We start from the raw sequence: 18025 nt of genomic DNA on the forward strand, positions 1-18025 counted from the left end.
GTCGTATGGATTGGGGCGGCAGGTATGCCGCCCCGTTTGAGATTACTCCCAGCCGTCTTTCAAGATGACAGGCACCGTGCCGTCGCGGCCGCGAGATGCGACACCTTTGAACACGCCACCTTGCCATTGACCCACGGTCCAGAAATCAGCGTTGGAATTGTTTTCGTCAAAGCTGATCGGGCCCAGAATCGTCTCAAAGGTGCTTTCCTTGAGATGCGCCGTTACATCTGCTCGGTCCAGACCGACGGCTTCGATTGATTGGGCGAGGATTTCAAGTGACGCGTAGGTCGTCGCAGACGCCCAATAGTCGGGCTTAGATGCTGTGACGGCCTCATGTGCCGCTGCATATTCCATGAAAGCGGGGCTTTCAGGGTTTACGCCACCGGCACCCAACACGCCCTCAGCCGCAGCACCAAAGCGGGCACCATAGCCAGGGAATGGCGTGGCAACGGCTGTATAGAACGCTTTGACGTCGAGGTTTTCAATCATCGCTTGTTCGGTCAGACCAAACGTATCGGGCGGATAGGACCATGCCACGAAGGCATCAGGTTCAGCCGCCGCCGCCCCTTTGATCACAGGCGACAAGTCCTGCGTGCCAAGTGGATAGGATGTTTCATAAACGATTTCGAATCCGGCTCCTTCGAACAGAGGTTTTGCAGCAGTTGCCAGTTCGATCCCAAAGGCATCCGCCACGTTTACCATGGCAACTTTATCGCCCATCTGGCCCGCATCGCGCATGTCGCTCAAAACTTTGACGACATCGGCAGCAAGCGCTGTCGTTGTGCCCAGCGTGAAGAACATATTCGGGAATTTGTCAGATAGATCGGCCTGCTGATCGGTGATCGCAGACACCGCGATCTGGGGATAGCCATAGCGATCAAACAAGGGCGCCGCAGCAAGGTTCAGGCCCGTGCCATAGGGGGCGATGATAAAGTGCGCGTCGTCTTGCGTTGCCAGGCGCTGCACGGCTTTGATCGTTTCACCAGGGTTGGTCTGATCGTCATATTCGATCAGTTCAATCATCATCTGTTCGCCATCAACGGTCAGGCCGCCAGCCGCGTTAACCTGCTCTACCCAAAGATAAATCGACGGCCACTGCGTGACTGTCGCACCGCCAGCAAGCGGGCCGGTCTTGGGTGCAACCGCACCGATGCGGATTGTATCGGCGCTGGCAGCACTTACTGCCAAGGCGCTTGCGACTGTCAAAGCACTGACAAGTTTCAAAAATGGTCTGCGGTTCATTGCGTATCCTCCATTTTGCAATTGATCGTTTGGGCAGATGCCCGTCTAGTTTCAAAGCGTTGGTGTGTGTCCCGTCTGATGGGTTGCGATCCAACGCAGTTCGGTAAACTCATTGATGGCCTGTTCGCCGCCAAAGCGCCCATAGCCGCTGTTCTTCATGCCGCCAAAGGGCATCGAAGGGTCATCATGGACTGTCGGTCCATTGATCTGCACGACGCCGTATTCCAGCCGATCAGCGATGGCTTGGGCGCAATCCAGATCGCGGGTGAACACGGCGGCGTTCAAGCCAAATTCAGAATCATTGGCGATGGAAACTGCCTCATCGGCATCATGAACCCGCATGATACTGGCCAGCGGCCCAAATGTTTCTTCGCGGTAAATCCGCATATTGGCGGCAATACCGTCCAGCAAAGCGGGTTGCATCACGCAGCCGTCGATTTGGCCGCCAACCAGCAGATGCGCACCTTTTGACACCGCATCTTCGATAAGCCCGTTGACGCGCAGCGCCGCATCTTTTGATATCATGCGTCCCAACGTAGAGATTTCCACGACAGGGTCTGCGGCCCTGATTTGTGCGGTGCGGGCCTGCAATTTAGCGACAAATGCGTCAGCTATGGATTTCACAACAATAATCCAATCGGTCGACATGCAGATCTGGCCTTGGTTGAAAAAGGCCCCGAAACAGGCCGCCTCTACAGCCGCATCCAGATCGGCATCGTCCAAAACGATCAACGGAGCCTTACCGGACAATTCAAGTAACACGGGTTTCAGGTAACGGGCCGCTTCCAATGCAACATCGCGGCCAACGCGGGTAGAGCCGGTAAAGTTGATCCGGCGAATGCAAGGATGTGCAATCAGCTGCACCATAGTATCGTGCGCTTTTTCTGGATCGCTGACCACACAAGTGAGCACACCATCGGGCAGACCCGCACTGTTCAAGACATCAACCAGATGCTGATGCGTTTTGGGACAATGTTCCGACCCTTTCATAACAACGGTATTGCCGCACATCAAACCACCCGCGATAGCCCGAACGCCGAGAACAATCGGTGCGTTCCAAGGCACCATGCCTAAAATGACACCAGCAGGTTGACGGCGGATAATGGAGCGTTTGCCAGTCCGGGGATCAACGACTTCGCTATCTTCCAGCGCAGGGGCAAGGCCTGCAACATGAGCAAGCATACCTATCGCCAGATCAATGTTAAACGACGTCCATGACGATGACGCGCCAACTTCTTTTGCGGCAAGATCAAAGAATTCCTCGCGATGGGCATCCAATGCAACCATCATGTCTTGCAAAATTACAACGCGGTCTGCGACCGGCATGCGCGACCAGAACGGGAACGCCGATGCCGCAGTGTTTACCGCAGCATCGACCACACCGGCCGACGTGTCAGTTTCGACAATCAGACCAAATTTGAACGCCTGACGTTGCAACAATTATTCCCTCCAAACCCGCGTAGGCGACCCTTGGATCGTCCACGTAGTCGGCGCACTGATGCGACCGTCCGATCAGTTTAGAGAAAAAAATTCGCGAAAAAATATTGATATCTGGGTTTTTAATGTCAAAATCCGGCCATGAAGAAGGGCTTGGACAACTTTCTATTGTTAACTCCACATCAAACGACGGTCCATGCGGATGTTTTTCGCAGTGGTTTAGACGACCGTTTCGTGGGCGGGCTGGTCAATTTTCCCGGCCGAACAGTGCAGTGCATCATGGTGCTGTCTGGCTGTGCTCTGCGGCTCAAGCCTGAAAGCGAGGAGACGATCGTCGGACCCGCAATCAGTTGGGGGCCCAAATCGCTTGATACACGCATAAAAGCAAAAGCTGGCAGCAACGGCATCATTATGACCATTGGTGAAGCGACACTCAGCAATGCCATCGGGCACAAACCAGAGGCAGCAGCGTTGCGCCTTATGTCTGCGCGTGAATTCACGCTTGGCCTGACCGAAAAACCTGACATCGCAAAATCAGTTACAGCCTGTTTCGATGCGATTTTCAAAGAATTGGAAGCGGAGCAGACAGGCATGGAGACCGTGATCGAGGCGCAAATCAGGATCATGCTTGTGTCACTTTGGCGTGCAGGTGTGAACGAGATGATCGAAGATCAAAGCTATAAGTCTGCAAACTCAACGCTTGAACGCTTCCGTCACCTTGTCGAAGCACATTTGCGCGAACGCTGGCCCGTCCATCGATTTGCGAAAGAGTTAGACGTCTTGCCGGATCGACTACATGACATTTGCACGCGCACTTTGGGAAAACCCCCACAGCGCCTTATCCGGGACCGCCTAACCCTTGAAGCGCAGGCCTTGCTCCTGCGTTCCCACCAAACACTTGATCAGATCTCGGACCATTTGGGGTTTCGCAGCACCTCACAATTTAGCGCTTTCTTCAAAGCTGAAGTTGGGGTTCCACCTGGATCGTTCCGGCGCGCAAGCAAACAACCAGGATGGGATGAAAAGGCTGCACAGGCAGGAAGCTATGCAGATTGGCCGTAGTTACTGCCCTATCGCGGGACGTATGGCCGATATCGTTCGCAGCCAGAAAGAACCAAAAACCATTTCGAATGAATTCATGCCAAAACCAACACAGCGGACATTTGGACAAGGCGCAACAAAATGTAAAATGGGCTCGTTGCGGCCCAATGCGCTCGCAGAAACACCACTTGCTAGCGACTTCGGACACCAGCCGTTCAACAGGATGCTATGCTCTTGTTGTCAGCGCCGTGCTGATGTTTGGGTTTGGAGGGAGGATTGGAGGGCATATTATGCCAAGAGTCCAACTACCCGCGGTCACCCCAAAACGCAGAGCCTGGAACAAGGGTCGGATCATCGGTCAGAAACGACCGTTGCTTCCCAAACAGGTGTGGGCCATTCGTGCCCGGCTCGAACTTGCGGGCTACCTACGCGATCTTGCACTGTTCAACGTTGCCATCGATAGCAAGCTGCGCGGCTGTGATCTGGTCAAACTCGCCGTCACGGATTTGGTCAAAGACGACCGCGTTCGTGAACGGGTTGCAATAATCCAGAGTAAAACCAAGAAGCCAGTTCAGTTTGAACTGACTGAAAACACGCAAGATACCGTCATTGCGTGGGTACGATCACCTGAGATGATTGGGTGCCGCTACATGTTTCCAAGCCGTTTCCATGACCGCCCACATATCTCAACACGTCAATACGGGCGACTTGTGCATGACTGGGTGACCGCGATTGGTCTGGAACCCAGCGGATACGGAACACACTCGATGCGCCGCACCAAAGCTGCGGAGATTTACCGCAAAACGGGCAACCTTCGTGCCGTGCAACTTCTGCTCGGCCACACGAAGGTCGATAGCACAGTGCGTTATTTGGGCGTCGAGCTAGAAGATGCGCTAAGCATCGCGGAACGGATCGACATCTGAACGTCGTTGGCGGGCGGTTGCTGCCGTTCGCCAACCCAGAACGGACCTAGGAATTTCATGCCGCGGTCGGCAGTAGCGAGCCCATATGGACTGATGCTGCACCTCTCATTAAGGTCTGCCTTTCAGCAGCAAATAACGCCCGGAGCGGACGAATGGGGTCACCAGAAGAAAAAAGAGTGCATTGCAATCAGCATGGTTCAACAAAACCAGCTTACGCTTGTTGTCACTCCATCGTGTCATTGCGCGATAACAGCAAACGAGGCCTAATATTCGTTCGAGATGAAGACGGGCAGTACAATGGGTGGTGTGATGACTGCGACAAGTTTCTCATGAGTCACGGTGAAAAGTGGAACGACGAAACGGAAGGATTTGCCAAGATTAACCTTCTCTGTGAGGTCTGTTTTGAGCGACTAATTGAGATGAACAAAGATTCCTAAGAACGGACCTTGGCGCAACTGCAGCGAAAGTCCGCACAGCCGACTTTCGTGGCGTTCAGACGCTTCAAATCCTTCACCAACAAATGCTGCACCTGCACAACTTGAGATTTCCTCGCACCACTGCTAAACCCATTGAACCCAGCACCGGGGCAGAATCGGTGTGTCTTTTTGGAGGGCAGTGTTCTGTCTGTTAACACCGATGCGGCAGCGGCCGCGGATCAAGGGTCTGCTACGATGACGGGCCCTAGCGATACCAGCAGCGACGCGCTTCTGGCTTTTATCCTGAACTCGCTTGAAGAAGACAAAGCCGAAGACATCGTGCAGATCGATCTGCGCGGGAAAACGGCGATTGGCGATTACATGATCGTCTGCTCTGGTCGCTCCACGCGTCAGGTCGTGTCGATCTCTGAAAAGCTCTCGGATCGGATGAAGCAAGAGCTTGGCCGTGCGTCCAAGCTTGAAGGTAAAGGCAGCGGTGATTGGGTGCTGGTCGACACTGGTGATATCATCGTGCATGTGTTCCGCCCTGAAGTGCGCGAGTTTTACCAGATCGAAAAGATGTGGATGGATGGCGAAGAGCCGATGCCAAGGCCAACGGTCTAGCATTCGAGTTCAACCCGAAAAGTGGGCAACGGTTTTCGGACCAAGTTGAGCATAAACAAAAGTCATTAATGCAATGCGATTGAAATCAAAAAGTCAGGAATTGCTTTAATGAAAGTCCATATCTGTGCCGTTGGGCGTATGCGCGCAGGCCCGGAAAAGGTTCTTTTTGACGACTATCAAACGCGGTTTGATCGAACAGGTCGGGGCTTAGGTCTCGGCCCTTTGTCCGTTATAGAGGTCGAGGACAAAAAGAGCCTTGGCATGAGCGCGGAAGCCGCTCTGCTTGAGCGGGTTATTCCCAAAGGCGCTGTGATCTGCGCGTTGGATGAGCGCGGCACGGTTATGACCTCCCCCAAGTTCGCAAGCAAACTTGGCGATTGGCGCGATGCGGGGCGCTCTGACCTTGCACTCATTATTGGCGGTGCAGATGGGATTGATCCAGAACTGCGCAAACGCGCTGATTTCAAACTTAGCTTTGGATCTATGGTCTGGCCCCACATGCTCGCGCGCGTCATGCTAGCGGAACAGTTATATAGGGCGGCATCAATCCTCTCAGGTAGCCCTTATCATCGGGTTTAGCTTTACCTTGGTCCCTTGCTTCTTCTAAACAAAGAAAAAGCCAAGGAAATTACTCGTTATGACCACCCCAAAACCCGTTGTTCTGTGTATCCTTGATGGCTGGGGTTTGAGTGATGATACGACGGCCAACGCCCCTGCTATGGCACACACGCCAAACTTTGATCGCATCATGCGTGACGGACCTTCTGCGCAGCTGATCACCCACGGACCTGATGCAGGCTTACCAAGCGGACAAATGGGTAATTCAGAAGTGGGCCATACCAATATTGGTGCGGGGCGCGTGGTTGCGATGGACCTTGGCCAGATTGATCTCGCAATTGAGGATGGCAGCTACTTTGAAGCGGAAGCTTTGATTGAGTTTATTGGAAAAATGAAGATGAGCGGTGGCACTGCACATGTGATGGGCTTGCTCTCTGATGGCGGTGTGCACGGGATGCTGACCCATATGATCGCATCAATCGATGTGATCGCCAAAGCAGGCGTTCCCGTTGCGCTTCACCTGATCACCGATGGCCGCGACGTCGCGCCCTCTTCCGCGCTTGGCTATTTAGAAACGCTGGAAGCCGTTTTGCCTGCTGGCGCTAAAATCGCAACTGTTTGTGGCCGCTACTATGCACTGGACCGCGACCACCGTTGGGAACGAGTGAGCACTGCATTCGAGGCGATTGTGAATGCCAAAGGCGACGCGCAGCCAAATGCCAAAGCGACCATCGACGCGGCCTATTCAACAGACATCACAGACGAATTCATCAAAGCCACGGTCATCAATGACTACGCAGGTGCTAAAGATGGCGACGGCCTCTTTTGCCTGAACTTTCGCGCTGATCGCGCACGTGAAATCTTGGCCGCGCTCGCGCAACCAGACTTCACCGCGTTCGAGACTGGCCCGCGCCCCGACTGGGCAACAGCGCTGGGAATGGTCGAATACTCTCAATCGCATAACAGCTACCTGCAAACAGTCTTCCCCCCCCGCGATATTCCAAACACGCTGGGCGCATGGGTCGCCAAACAAGGCAAAAGCCAATTCCGCTGCGCTGAAACCGAAAAATACCCCCATGTCACCTTCTTTATGAATGGTGGGATCGAAGTTCCTGAAAAGGGCGAAGACCGCTACATGGCCCCCTCCCCCAAAGTCGCAACTTATGATCTGCAGCCCGAGATGAGCGCCCCAGAGGTCACTGATGCTTTCGTCGGTGCGATCACTGATGGGTATGATTTGATTATCACCAATTACGCTAATCCTGATATGGTGGGTCACACAGGCGATCTTGCTGCTGCCATCAAAGCCTGCGAAGCTGTAGACGCAGGTCTTGGCCGTGTTTTGGACGCCCTTGAAACTGCTGGGGGCGCGATGATCGTCACAGCTGATCATGGCAATTGCGAACAAATGCTCGATCCCGAAACAGGCGGCCCACACACCGCGCACACGACCAACCCTGTACCTGTCGCGCTTGTCGGCGGACCTGTCAGCGCAACACTTTCAAACGGACGTCTTGCTGATCTTGCTCCGACACTGCTGCACCTGATGGATTTAGAACAACCCGCTGAAATGACGGGCGAAAGCCTGATCAAATAATGCAAATGCTGCGCGCCCTTTTGATGGCTCTTACGTTGGCTACACCTACGCTGGCGCAAGACAATCCTGGCGCAACGGCGCAAGCGGCAGCGGATCGTTTGCGCGCAGCATCCGCGCAGCTAGAGCAAGCAAAATCGGCGCGCGACCGTGTCAAAGCGCTGACAGCAACGATCCAAGCATTTGAAACTGGGCTTGATGCCATGCGCGAGGGACTACGCCTTGCTGCGACGCGCGAAAGCGTGTTGACCCGTCAGCTTGCCGCGCGCGATGGTGAGGTCGCAGAGTTGCTCGCTGTTTTGCAAACTATTTCACGCGCCCCCGCGCCTGTGCTCATGGCGCATCCTGATGGTCCTTCCGGCGCGGTGCGATCTGGCATGTTGGTCGCGGAATTGACCCCCGCGCTGACAGCGCGTGCCAATGCTTTGCGCCGCGATGTCGAAGAGATGACACTCTTGCGTACGCTTCAAGAAACCGCAACAGAAGAGCTGCGCACGGCCCTTTCTGGCGTTCAAGACGCGCGCACCTCCTTGAGCCAAGCGATGGCTGATCGCACAGACTTGCCACAGAAGTTTAGCGCAGACCCAGTGCGCACCGCCATCCTCATTGCGTCGACAGAGACACTTGATGCCTTCGCAGGCGGCCTGAGCAAGATCACCACGTCAGAGGCACTTGGCCCGCTTCCCGACATTTCCACGCTTAAGGGTGCACTGCCTTTTCCCGTTGAAGGCCGCATTCTGCGCCGCGCGGGTGAAGCTGATGCTGCTGGAATTGAACGCCCCGGCATTCTTGTGGCGACGCGTCCGCGCGCGCTCGTGACAACGCCGACAACCGCGACGATCCGCTATCACGGCCCGCTTCTTGACCTCGGAAATGTTGTCATCCTTGAGCCGCAAGCTAACTTGCTGTTCATATTGGCGGGACTAGACACGTTGTACGGTGAAATCGGTCAGGTGCTTCCTGCAGGCTTCCCTGTAGGCCTAATGGGCGGAAATAGTGACCAAATTGATCAGATCGTCTCACAAGGCAGTGATGGGGCTGGAAACACCCGCTCAGAAACGCTCTATATAGACGTAAGAGAGAATAACACATCTGTGGACCCGCTTTCGTGGTTCGCGGCAAACAAGGAATGAGCAAATGAAGAAATTCATCATGGCCGCAGTGGGGGGCACATTGGCTGGGGTCATTATGACCACTCAAGTTGCCGCCCCACTTCTGGCACAAGAAGCTGACAAGAAGGTCAATGTTTACGAACAACTTGATCTCTTCGGCGATATTTTTGAGCGCATCCGTGCGCAGTATGTTGAAGAAGTCGATGAGGGTGATCTGATCGAAGCGGCCATCAACGGCATGCTCACCTCTCTTGATCCGCATTCTTCTTATCTGTCGCCCGATGATGCGAACGACATGCGCGTGCAAACCCGTGGTGAATTTGGTGGTCTCGGTATCGAAGTCACGCAGGAAGAGGGCTTTGTCAAAGTCGTCTCGCCCATTGATGGCACACCTGCTGACGAAGCTGGTATCGAAGCCGGCGATTTCATCACACACGTTGACGGCGAAAGCATCCTTGGTTTCGCGCTTGATGAAGCCGTTGAATTGATGCGCGGCCCCGTTGGTTCAGAAATCATCGTGACCATCGTGCGCGAAGGCGAAGACGAACCATTTGACGTTTCAATCGTACGCGACACGATCAAACTTACTGCAGTGCGTTCACGCACAGAGGGTGAAACAGTCGTTCTGCGCGTCACAACGTTTAATGATCAAACAACTCCCAATCTGGAAGCGAAGCTCGCAGAGGAAGTCGAAGAGCTGGGCGGCATCGACAACGTCAACGGCTTTGTTATCGACCTGCGCAACAACCCCGGCGGCCTTTTGACCCAAGCGATCCGTGTTTCTGATGCCTTCCTCGAGAAGGGTGAAATCGTGTCCACCCGTGGCCGCGATCCGGCTGATGGGGATCGTTTCAACGCTACACCTGGTGATTTGGCCTTGGGCAAACCTATCGTTGTCCTGATCAACGGCGGCTCTGCCTCCGCGTCTGAAATCGTTGCAGGTGCGTTGCAAGACCACCGTCGCGCGATTGTGATCGGCACAAAGAGCTTTGGTAAAGGATCGGTCCAAACGGTTATGCCATTGCGCTCCAACGGTGCAATGCGTTTGACCACAGCGCGCTATTACACGCCGTCAGGTCGTTCCATCCAAGCGTTGGGCGTTTCGCCTGACATCATCGTGGAACAGCCACGCCGCGCACCAGACGCAGAGGACGAAGCAGAGGATGAAAGCATCTCCAACCGTCGTCGTTCTGAGAGCGATCTACGCGGCTCGTTGAACAACGACAGCTTGTCTGAGGATGAAATCCGCCAGATCGAAGCTGACCGTGAGAAAGCAGAAAATGCGGCAAAGCTGCGTGAGGATGATTATCAACTGGCCTATGCCATCGACATCCTCAAAGGTCTCAGCGCCTTGGGTCCTAACGAGTAAGTTTCGGTCACATCAAAATCTGCAAGGGCAGTTCTGAAACGAGCTGCCCTTTTGCATTTGCGCCCAGTTACGGTATGGTTTTTCGAAACCATTAATACTGGAGCTTCCCATGAGACTTGCCGCCCTCGCGCTTATCGCGCTCATTGCGTTGCTGCATTTCTATATTGCTTGGTTTGAAATCTTTGCATGGACAACAATTGGCGCGCGCGTCTTCGATATGTTCCCGCCCGATCTCTTCGCGCAAACCACCCAACTCGCGGCCAACCAGGGAATCTACAACGCGTTCCTCGCCGTGGGCCTTGTCTGGGCACTCCTCATCAAAGACCCAAGCTGGCAAAAGAACGTCGCGAACTGCTTCCTTGGCTTCGTCCTCGTTGCAGGTGTATTTGCCAGCATCACCGTCGCCTTCAAATCCGGCCTGCCGCAAATGGTACCCTCCGCGATTGCACTCGTGCTTCTCAATTTAAATAAATCATCGAAAGACACATAAACTCATGCGCAGACTTATCACATTCCTCACCACTCACGCTATCGCCGTTGCAATCGGTTTCGCACTTGGTGTTTACCTTCTTCCCATTCTCACCGCGCCTAGCAGCCCGGACGCCGCAATGCTCGAAGAAAAGGCGCAAAGCGCTTTGTTCACAGCTGAACTTACCCGCGATCTCAAAGGCAGCGATTTTCTACATTGGGGTGAAGGCACCATCAGTGTGAGCGCAGGCGAAATTGTCCATGAGGGCAAACTCGCACCCGGTCCGGACTACATGGTCTACCTTACGAATGAATTTGTCGAGGACGAGGCTGGATTTGAAGCAATCAAAGACCAAGCACGCCTTATTGGGCCAGTCAAAACCTTCAGTGGCTTTTTGCTCAACGTACCAGAGGGTGTTGACGTCAACGCATATACCTCTGTCATCGTTTGGTGCGAGAGCTTTGGTGAATTTATCACCGCTGCAAAATATCGCTAAACACGGTCTTTCAAGCGGCCCTGCGCCTCGCTCAAGGTCCCATCTGCGGGCAGCAATTCTCCCACACGGCCAAGCCCGTGAGGGGGCATTCCTGAATAGACGTTTTCATATTCTCCCGCGCGCACCAGATAGGTCTCATGCCAGATGCCTATATCACCGCGGGTCTGCTTCATATTTTTGTTAAAGGCGCGCCAAGCCGGAAAATGCGCGTGCTCTTGCGACTTGGCGTAGGTCTCCAAATGCTCAAAGCTGCGCCAATATTGCACGATCAAACCAGGGCCAGCGTTGGTATGACCCAGAAACCCAGTCTCTTCTCTTGGTTGAACGGACAACTCTTTCAACATCCTCAGCATCGCCATGACAACAGGAAGCCACTTGTGAACCTTCCACCAAGCGTTGATTTTTATGCCTATGAGAAAAACGACAAAATCGCCGTCAAGTTTCGCTGTAACGCGTTTGTCTATGATCTTTGACATTTCACCCACTCGCTGTGTTCTGTGAAGACCCTAGTACACCGCGCCGCCAACAGATACACAAAGCCTAACGTATATCTAAAAGGCTTCTAACATGACCCCCGAGCAAATCAACGCCCTGCCATATCGCCCTTGCGTTGGCATCATGCTGGTCAACGCAGCCAATGAAGTTTTCACCGCCCAGCGCCTCGATAGCAGTGCAAATGCATGGCAAATGCCCCAAGGCGGTATCGACAAAGGCGAAGCACCAGACGTTGCGGCCCTGCGCGAGCTAGAGGAAGAAACAGGCGTCACCCCTGATCTCGTCACAGTTCTGGGTGAAACACAGGGCTGGTTTCCCTATGACTTGCCTCACGCACTTGTGCCAAAACTTTGGAAAGGGCGCTACAAAGGTCAGGAGCAAAAATGGTTTCTCATGAAGTTTCACGGCACCGATGCGGACATCAACATCGACACGGAAATCCCAGAATTTTCCAAATGGCGCTGGACACCGTCCGATCAACTGGTTGCCAATATCGTGCCTTTCAAGCGCGACGTCTACGCGCGGGTCTTGCAGGAATTTGCGCCGCTCTTATAACCACATCGCCACTACACGCCTTGTCTTGTATCCCTTACGGAATTCCGGACGCACTCGATGAAGTCATTAACGCGCAAGAGGGCTATGTCGCCGCTACCGGCACGCTCAGACTGAATGAGGATGATCTGCCATGGCCTGATCCTGACACGATGATCGGGCCCGACCTCACTAAAGTCAAAGCGCGCATCAACGGCAAAGCCCTGTCGCGTGCTGGCTTCAAAAACAAATTCAAAACAGATCTAACACTCGAAGTCGCGTGCCTTGGGCAATGGTGCGCGCGGGCCAAGGATAAGTCTCGCGTACTCGTTTTCCTCAAACAAACCCCACAAGGCTATACGCTCGGTCTCAACCCCTGTGGTGATCACCTATTCTTTGAGCCCACGAAGGCAGACCTCAAACAGGTCGAGCAATGCTACCTCAAAGGTGATTGTCCGAAACCAGAGCTGCGCTAAGCGCTTCCTCTCTCTAAAAATATCCCCGCCGGAGGCTCTTCAACCCGCAATCAGCGCAAACGGTTGAGCAGGTTCAGCGATGCATATCCATCAGGGATCAACCCATTGGCTTTTTGAAAGCCTCTTATCGCGGCAACTGTATTCGGCCCGATTTTCCCATCCACACCACGTGTGTTAAATCCAGCAGCACTCAAAAGCCGCTGCATTTGCTGGCGCTCCTTGAAGGTCAAAGCGCGGTCCTCACGTGGCCACTCAGTCTTGAAAGGACCAGATCCGCGTATGCGATCACTCAGGTGCCCTACTCCAATCACATAAGCATCCGCAGCGTTGTAGCGCTCTATGACCGAAAAGTTCTTAAACACCATAAACGCGACGCCCTTTGCGCCCGCAGGCAGCAAAATAGAGCCAGACCCATGATTTGGCACCACGGTGCCATCAATCCCTAACACCCCGAGCGCCGCCCAATCGCTTGGGGCTTTCTTAATCTTGCGGCTGGCCAATCCATAGTCGAACCCCTCAGGCAGCTTCACTTCCACTCCCCAAGGTTGCCCTGTGACCCAGCCAAACCGGCTCAGATAAGCGGCGGTAGAAGCTAATGCATCCGCAGGATCATCGCTCCAGATATCGCGACGCCCATCGCCTGTGAAATCAACGGCATAATCAAGATAAGAGGTCGGAATAAACTGCGTGTGCCCCATCGCGCCGGCCCAACTGCCCGTCATGTTCTCGGGTGTCGTATCTCCAGCTTGCAAGATCTTCAAAGCAGCGATCAACTGGCTTTCAAAGAACCGCCCGCGTCGTCCATCATAGGACAGTGTCGCCAAGGCCGAGACGATAGGGGTTTCGCCGCGAAACTCACCATATGCGCTCTCAAGGCCCCAAACAGCGGTCACAACCTCTTTTTCAACCCCGTATTTGGCTTCAATCGCTTCCAACTTGCTCATCTGCTCTGCCATGGCAGCCTTGCCATTCGCGATCCGCGTATCGGATGCAGCACTGTCCAAATACTCCCAAATCGTCTTGGTGAACTCAGATTGATTGCGATCCCGCTCAATCACTTTGGGCAGATATTGTACGCCCCGGAAAGAGCGTTCAAAGACCGCAGGGCTAATCCCAGCACTCACGGCGCGGCTGCGAAATCCTGATACCCACCGCTTGAACCCCGCATCCGAGGTCGCCGCGAGGATCGCAGCGGGGGTTACCGCACGTTCTTTCTTGATGATCACAGGTCGCGCATTGGGTCTTATCTTCGACGTCACCGCCGCCGTTTTCACAGGGGCCACCGCTTCACTATTTGGACGCACTTCTGGTCGGATCGAACGTTCGACGGCCTGTGCCAACACAATCTCTGGCAGAGGTAAGGCGCAACAAACAACAAAGGACAGCACACGCATAGGGAAACCTTTTGAAATCAATAGGGGTAATCTTAGCCTGATTGTTTCCAATTCAAAAGAAATCACACGAAGGGATTGCGAGTATTCGCCGATGCAAAAGGATCGCTGCGAATGCGTTCTATGAATTCTCGCAGCATCGGCACACGTTTCGGACGGAAACTATCATCGCTCACCACAAGGTCACGCATACGATCCAAGCGGAACGCGCGGTAGTCCTGACGCAGATGACAATAACCGAGCAAGCATTGCACCTCGTCCAGTGCAGTAATCCCAAGTGGATCGACGCTGCGTTTCGTTGCGAAACCCTCTTTGTCCACATACGCAAAGGCCACGCTGAATTCATCCCAAGCCGCTTGCCTCAACGCGCGCGGGTCAACGCCTGGTTTAACGCGCTCTCTAAATCGCCTTGTTGACAAGACAGCATGTTGCAAACGATGCGATTGACTTGGCGGCAAACGACCTTTGAGCTTGCTCAACGCGCGCCCTGCCGCGTCAGACAGTGACGGATCACCCGTTTGCTCAACCTCGCGCAACCCCAAAACCAGCGCTTCAAGTTCCTCATTGTCAAAGCCCAACGGCGGCAGTGTCGCGTCCTCGATCAGCGTATAGCCAAACCCTGCTTCGCCATCGATCACAGCGCCCAGCGCGCGCAGGCTATCTATGTCGCGGTAAATGGTTCGCAGCGAAACCTGCATCTCACCTGCCAAATGTTCCGCCCGCACAGGCGGCGCAGATTGGCGAAGGGCTTGCATCAATTGGAACAGGCGGGCGGTACGGGACATGGGGTCACTCTAGTGTGCTCTACTGACAATAACTGTCAGCAGGCGGTGTTAGCAAGAGTGTAGCAAAACAGGAGAAAACCTATGCTCACCCTACTCACCTTTCCCGGCAGCTTTAACGCGCCAAGCCACAGCCCTTATTGTGTTAAAGCGATGTGTTTGTTGCAAATGTCAGGCTTTGATTGGCAACCAGAATATCTACATGACCCGCGAAAAATGCCACTTTCGCGTTTGCCCGTCTTGCGCGACGCGGGACAGCTGATCCCCGACAGCGCTCATATTCAAATCCATTTGGAACGCAAAGGCGCTGACTTTGGCACTGGTCTGAGCACGGAACAAAAGGCACAGTCCCACGCGCTTATTCAGATGAGCGAAGCAGGGCTTTATAACATTCTCGTCCATGACCGCTGGCTCATCGATGAAAGCTGGGCGCACACGCGCGCGGCTTTCTTCAGCGGTATTCCATTTCTTATTCGTGGTCCTCTGACCCGCAAACTTCGCAAATCCGTGCGCAACAAGATGATCGCCCAAGGCACAGCGCAATTTTCTGAAGAAGAGCGGCTTGCTCGGATGACGCGCGATCTAGATGCGCTGAGTGTTCAGCTTGGGGATCAACCCTTCCTCTTTGGGACACACCCTACCGCCGCTGATGCAGCGATAGCGCCGGTTCTGGATATGATATTGAACCTGCCTGTCGCCACGGGTGCGCGCGAGCTCCTGAAAGGATGGGATGGCTTGCCTGAATATGTCGCCCGCCTGCGCGCTGCGGCATATCCAGCATTCTAACGGCTGCGCTTTACTTTACGCTTCACCTTATCCGCTTTGCGCTTGGCGCTTACCACCTTGCGTCGAGCGGGTTTGCCGCGCCCTTTATAGCCACCACCGCCACCCTTTGGCATTTCTTTGCCATCAAGCGTCAATAGCTCCAGCTCAACCCCGCCAGTTTGTGGCGTGGCTGACGCCAATTTGACCGTTACACGTTGACCAAGACCAATCATCAGACCCGAATCCGTGCCCATCAAAGTCGAGCTGTCTGCATCAAAATGGAAAAACTCACGTCCCAAAGAACGCACGGGAATAAGCCCGTCCGCCCCTGTCGCATCAAGCTTAACAAAGACTCCAAATTTCACGACGCCACTGATGCGGCCACCCAACTCTTCGCCAACATATTCGCTTAGGAAAGCCGCAAGATAGCGGTCTGTCGTATCACGTTCGGCTATCATCGAACGACGCTCTGTCTGCGAAATATGCTCACCCGTTTCCTTGAGACCATCCGCATCCTTTTGGGTCAAACCATCCTTACCCCAGCCATGCGCTGTGACCAGCGCACGGTGCACGATCAGGTCAGCATAGCGACGGATAGGCGAAGTAAAATGACCGTAGTTACGCAGTGCCAAGCCAAAGTGACCAAAATTCTCGGGCGCATAATAGGCTTGCGTCATGGAGCGCAGAGTTGAGATGTTGATCAACTCCGCCTCGTCTGTATCGGCCGCTTGTTTCAGCAACTGATTAAGATGACGTGTTTGCAGCACTTGCCCTTTGGCCATATTTAAACCCGCGCTTTGCGCCGTTTCACGCAGAGCATTGAGTTTTTCTTGTGTGGGCTCTTCATGCACGCGAAACAAAAGCGGCTGCTTCTTTTCGATCAAGGTTTCAGCGGCGCAGACGTTCGCAAGAACCATAAATTCTTCGATCAAGCGGTGCGCATCAAAGCGTTCCGCAAAGGCAACAGAGGTAACCTTGCCATCCTTATCCAGAATGATCTTGCGTTCTGGCAGGTCCAATTCAAGCGGCTGGCGTACTGCACGCGCCTTTTTCAGCGCTGCATAAGCTGCGTAGAGAGGTCGCAAAACAGGACTAACAAAGGGCTCCGTCTTCTCGTTTGGATTGCCATCCATGGCCTGTTGCACTTCGGTATAATTGAGCGATGCGGGGGATTTCATCAAACCGCGCATGAATTCATGGCTTATCTTTTGGCCCTCGCTGTCAATGACAATGCGCACAGCGATACAGGCGCGCGACACTCCCTCATGGAGCGAACAGAGATCACCAGACAAGCGATCGGGTAACATCGGCACAACGCGATCAGGGAAATAGCTAGAGTTGCCACGATTGCGTGCCTCGCGGTCTAGCTCTGAGCCGGGCGTCACATAGTGGGCCACATCCGCAATTGCGACCCAGAGGATATGCCCCCCCGCGTTGGCAGGATCAGTATCCGGTTCAGCATAACACGCATCATCATGATCACGCGCATCGCTTGGGTCAATCGTGACAAGCGGCACATCGCGCAGATCAGTGCGACCGTCTAGACCAGCAGGTTCTTTTGCGTCGGCTTCGGCGATCACCTCATCAGGGAAATGATCGGGGATACCATGCTGATGAATCGCGATAAGCGATACAGCTTTCGGCGCAGTCGGGTCGCCAAGTCGCGTAACAATTTGCGCGCGCGGCAGGCCCATGCGGGCTTTCGTTCCGGTTAATTCAGCTTCAACAAGCTCGCCGTCTTTGGCGCCACCTGCAGCGCCTGCAGGCACTTCCCATTCTTTTGATGCGCCTTTGTCGATGGGCAGGATACGCCCGCCTTCGTGGCCTTGTCGGAAGATACCGATAATATGCTCAGGATTTGCGCCGATATGGCGGATCAGGCGTGCTTCATAGAGGTTGCCAGCACCTTTGATTTTGGTGACGCGCGCCAGAATACGATCCCCCGCGCCCAGCGCTTTGTCGCCTTCTTTCGGGATGATCAGGATTTCAGGTTCGGGGCCTGTGCCCTCCCACTCCATCGCTTTGGCGAGAAGATCACCGTCATCATCTGGACCTATGACCTTTAGAACCGACACAGGTGGCAGGCTATCAGGATCGCGGAACGTCTTCTTGCGTTTGGTCAGATGCCCTTCCGCTTCGAGCTCTTTCAAGATCCGCTTGAGGTCAATGCGTTTCGCACCCTTGATCCCGAACGCCTTTGCGATATCACGCTTGGCGGTCTGGGTGGGGTTGTCAGTGATCCACTGTAGGATCGCGGCTTTTGTGGGTAGCTTGCTCATGCGCGGGGCTTAACATGCGTTTGCG

At 54.2% G+C, this 18025-nt stretch carries 18 protein-coding genes; 12 read left to right on the forward strand and 6 right to left on the reverse strand.

Features of this window, described 5'->3' with window-relative positions; translation table 11 throughout:
* Window positions 1-42: 42 nt before the first annotated feature.
* Window positions 43-1242 carry an amino acid ABC transporter substrate-binding protein gene (locus ACTG3Z_RS04220; RefSeq protein WP_439141442.1) on the reverse strand — a complete coding sequence of 400 codons (1200 nt, stop codon included), beginning with the start codon at window positions 1240-1242 and terminating at the stop codon, window positions 43-45.
* A 51-nt stretch (window positions 1243-1293) separates the two neighbouring features.
* Window positions 1294-2682 (reverse strand): aldehyde dehydrogenase, encoded by a 1389-nt coding sequence (locus tag ACTG3Z_RS04225; protein WP_439141444.1) that lies wholly within the window; start codon window positions 2680-2682, stop codon window positions 1294-1296.
* A gap of 165 nt (window positions 2683-2847) precedes the next feature.
* On the opposite strand from ACTG3Z_RS04225, the gene ACTG3Z_RS04230 reads away from it, so the two are divergent.
* From ACTG3Z_RS04230 to ACTG3Z_RS04270, 9 genes are all read left to right on the forward strand, one after another.
* Window positions 2848-3741 (forward strand): helix-turn-helix transcriptional regulator, encoded by an 894-nt coding sequence (locus ACTG3Z_RS04230; protein ID WP_439141445.1) that lies wholly within the window; start codon window positions 2848-2850, stop codon window positions 3739-3741.
* Between the two features lie 269 nt (window positions 3742-4010).
* Window positions 4011-4643 carry a tyrosine-type recombinase/integrase gene (locus tag ACTG3Z_RS04235; protein WP_439141446.1) on the forward strand — a complete coding sequence of 211 codons (633 nt, stop codon included), beginning with the start codon at window positions 4011-4013 and terminating at the stop codon, window positions 4641-4643.
* 605 nt (window positions 4644-5248) lie between these two features.
* Entirely contained in the window at window positions 5249-5683 is a 435-nt protein-coding gene (gene rsfS, locus ACTG3Z_RS04240) for a ribosome silencing factor (RefSeq protein ID WP_375264800.1), read from the forward strand.
* 108 nt (window positions 5684-5791) lie between these two features.
* Window positions 5792-6262, forward strand: a complete 471-nt coding sequence (gene rlmH / locus ACTG3Z_RS04245; RefSeq protein WP_439141449.1) for a 23S rRNA (pseudouridine(1915)-N(3))-methyltransferase RlmH — start codon at window positions 5792-5794, stop codon at window positions 6260-6262.
* Window positions 6263-6320: 58 nt separating this feature from the next.
* Window positions 6321-7838, forward strand: coding sequence for a 2,3-bisphosphoglycerate-independent phosphoglycerate mutase (gpmI, locus tag ACTG3Z_RS04250; protein ID WP_439141451.1), 1518 nt, complete (start codon window positions 6321-6323; stop codon window positions 7836-7838).
* Complete coding sequence (locus ACTG3Z_RS04255) at window positions 7838-8968, forward strand: murein hydrolase activator EnvC family protein (RefSeq protein WP_439141453.1); 1131 nt, start codon at window positions 7838-7840, stop codon at window positions 8966-8968. The genes gpmI and ACTG3Z_RS04255 overlap by 1 nt, the downstream gene beginning before the upstream one ends.
* Window positions 8969-8972: 4 nt before the next feature.
* Complete coding sequence (locus ACTG3Z_RS04260) at window positions 8973-10316, forward strand: S41 family peptidase (RefSeq protein WP_439141454.1); 1344 nt, start codon at window positions 8973-8975, stop codon at window positions 10314-10316.
* A 109-nt stretch (window positions 10317-10425) separates the two neighbouring features.
* Window positions 10426-10806 carry a DUF1304 domain-containing protein gene (locus ACTG3Z_RS04265; protein WP_273509044.1) on the forward strand — a complete coding sequence of 127 codons (381 nt, stop codon included), beginning with the start codon at window positions 10426-10428 and terminating at the stop codon, window positions 10804-10806.
* A 4-nt stretch (window positions 10807-10810) separates the two neighbouring features.
* Window positions 10811-11281 carry a DM13 domain-containing protein gene (locus ACTG3Z_RS04270; RefSeq protein ID WP_439141455.1) on the forward strand — a complete coding sequence of 157 codons (471 nt, stop codon included), beginning with the start codon at window positions 10811-10813 and terminating at the stop codon, window positions 11279-11281.
* Here ACTG3Z_RS04270 and ACTG3Z_RS04275 read toward each other — a convergent pair.
* On the reverse strand, window positions 11278-11757 hold the full coding sequence (locus tag ACTG3Z_RS04275; RefSeq protein WP_439141456.1) for a DUF4188 domain-containing protein: 480 nt from the start codon (window positions 11755-11757) through the stop codon (window positions 11278-11280). The genes ACTG3Z_RS04270 and ACTG3Z_RS04275 overlap by 4 nt on opposite strands.
* Window positions 11758-11848: 91 nt before the next feature.
* Between ACTG3Z_RS04275 and ACTG3Z_RS04280 the strand changes: the two genes are divergently transcribed.
* Complete coding sequence (locus ACTG3Z_RS04280) at window positions 11849-12331, forward strand: RNA pyrophosphohydrolase (protein ID WP_439141458.1); 483 nt, start codon at window positions 11849-11851, stop codon at window positions 12329-12331.
* Window positions 12332-12351: 20 nt separating this feature from the next.
* On the forward strand, window positions 12352-12783 hold the full coding sequence (locus ACTG3Z_RS04285) for a hypothetical protein (protein ID WP_439141459.1): 432 nt from the start codon (window positions 12352-12354) through the stop codon (window positions 12781-12783).
* A gap of 50 nt (window positions 12784-12833) precedes the next feature.
* On the opposite strand, the gene ACTG3Z_RS04290 is transcribed toward ACTG3Z_RS04285, so the two are convergent.
* Window positions 12834-14177, reverse strand: coding sequence for a lytic murein transglycosylase (locus ACTG3Z_RS04290; RefSeq protein ID WP_439141461.1), 1344 nt, complete (start codon window positions 14175-14177; stop codon window positions 12834-12836).
* A 62-nt stretch (window positions 14178-14239) separates the two neighbouring features.
* Complete coding sequence (locus ACTG3Z_RS04295) at window positions 14240-14959, reverse strand: helix-turn-helix transcriptional regulator (RefSeq protein ID WP_439141462.1); 720 nt, start codon at window positions 14957-14959, stop codon at window positions 14240-14242.
* Window positions 14960-15040: 81 nt separating this feature from the next.
* On the opposite strand from ACTG3Z_RS04295, the gene ACTG3Z_RS04300 reads away from it, so the two are divergent.
* Window positions 15041-15742 carry a Tom37 metaxin N-terminal-like domain-containing protein gene (locus tag ACTG3Z_RS04300; protein WP_439141464.1) on the forward strand — a complete coding sequence of 234 codons (702 nt, stop codon included), beginning with the start codon at window positions 15041-15043 and terminating at the stop codon, window positions 15740-15742.
* Here ACTG3Z_RS04300 and rnr read toward each other — a convergent pair.
* Window positions 15739-18000 (reverse strand): ribonuclease R, encoded by a 2262-nt coding sequence (gene rnr, locus ACTG3Z_RS04305; RefSeq protein WP_439141465.1) that lies wholly within the window; start codon window positions 17998-18000, stop codon window positions 15739-15741. The two genes, ACTG3Z_RS04300 and rnr, sit on opposite strands and share 4 nt — an antisense overlap.
* Between the last annotated feature and the right edge of the window lie 25 nt (window positions 18001-18025).

It is taken from the genome of Planktotalea sp., assembly GCF_965659345.1.
GTDB lineage: Bacteria > Pseudomonadota > Alphaproteobacteria > Rhodobacterales > Rhodobacteraceae > Planktotalea.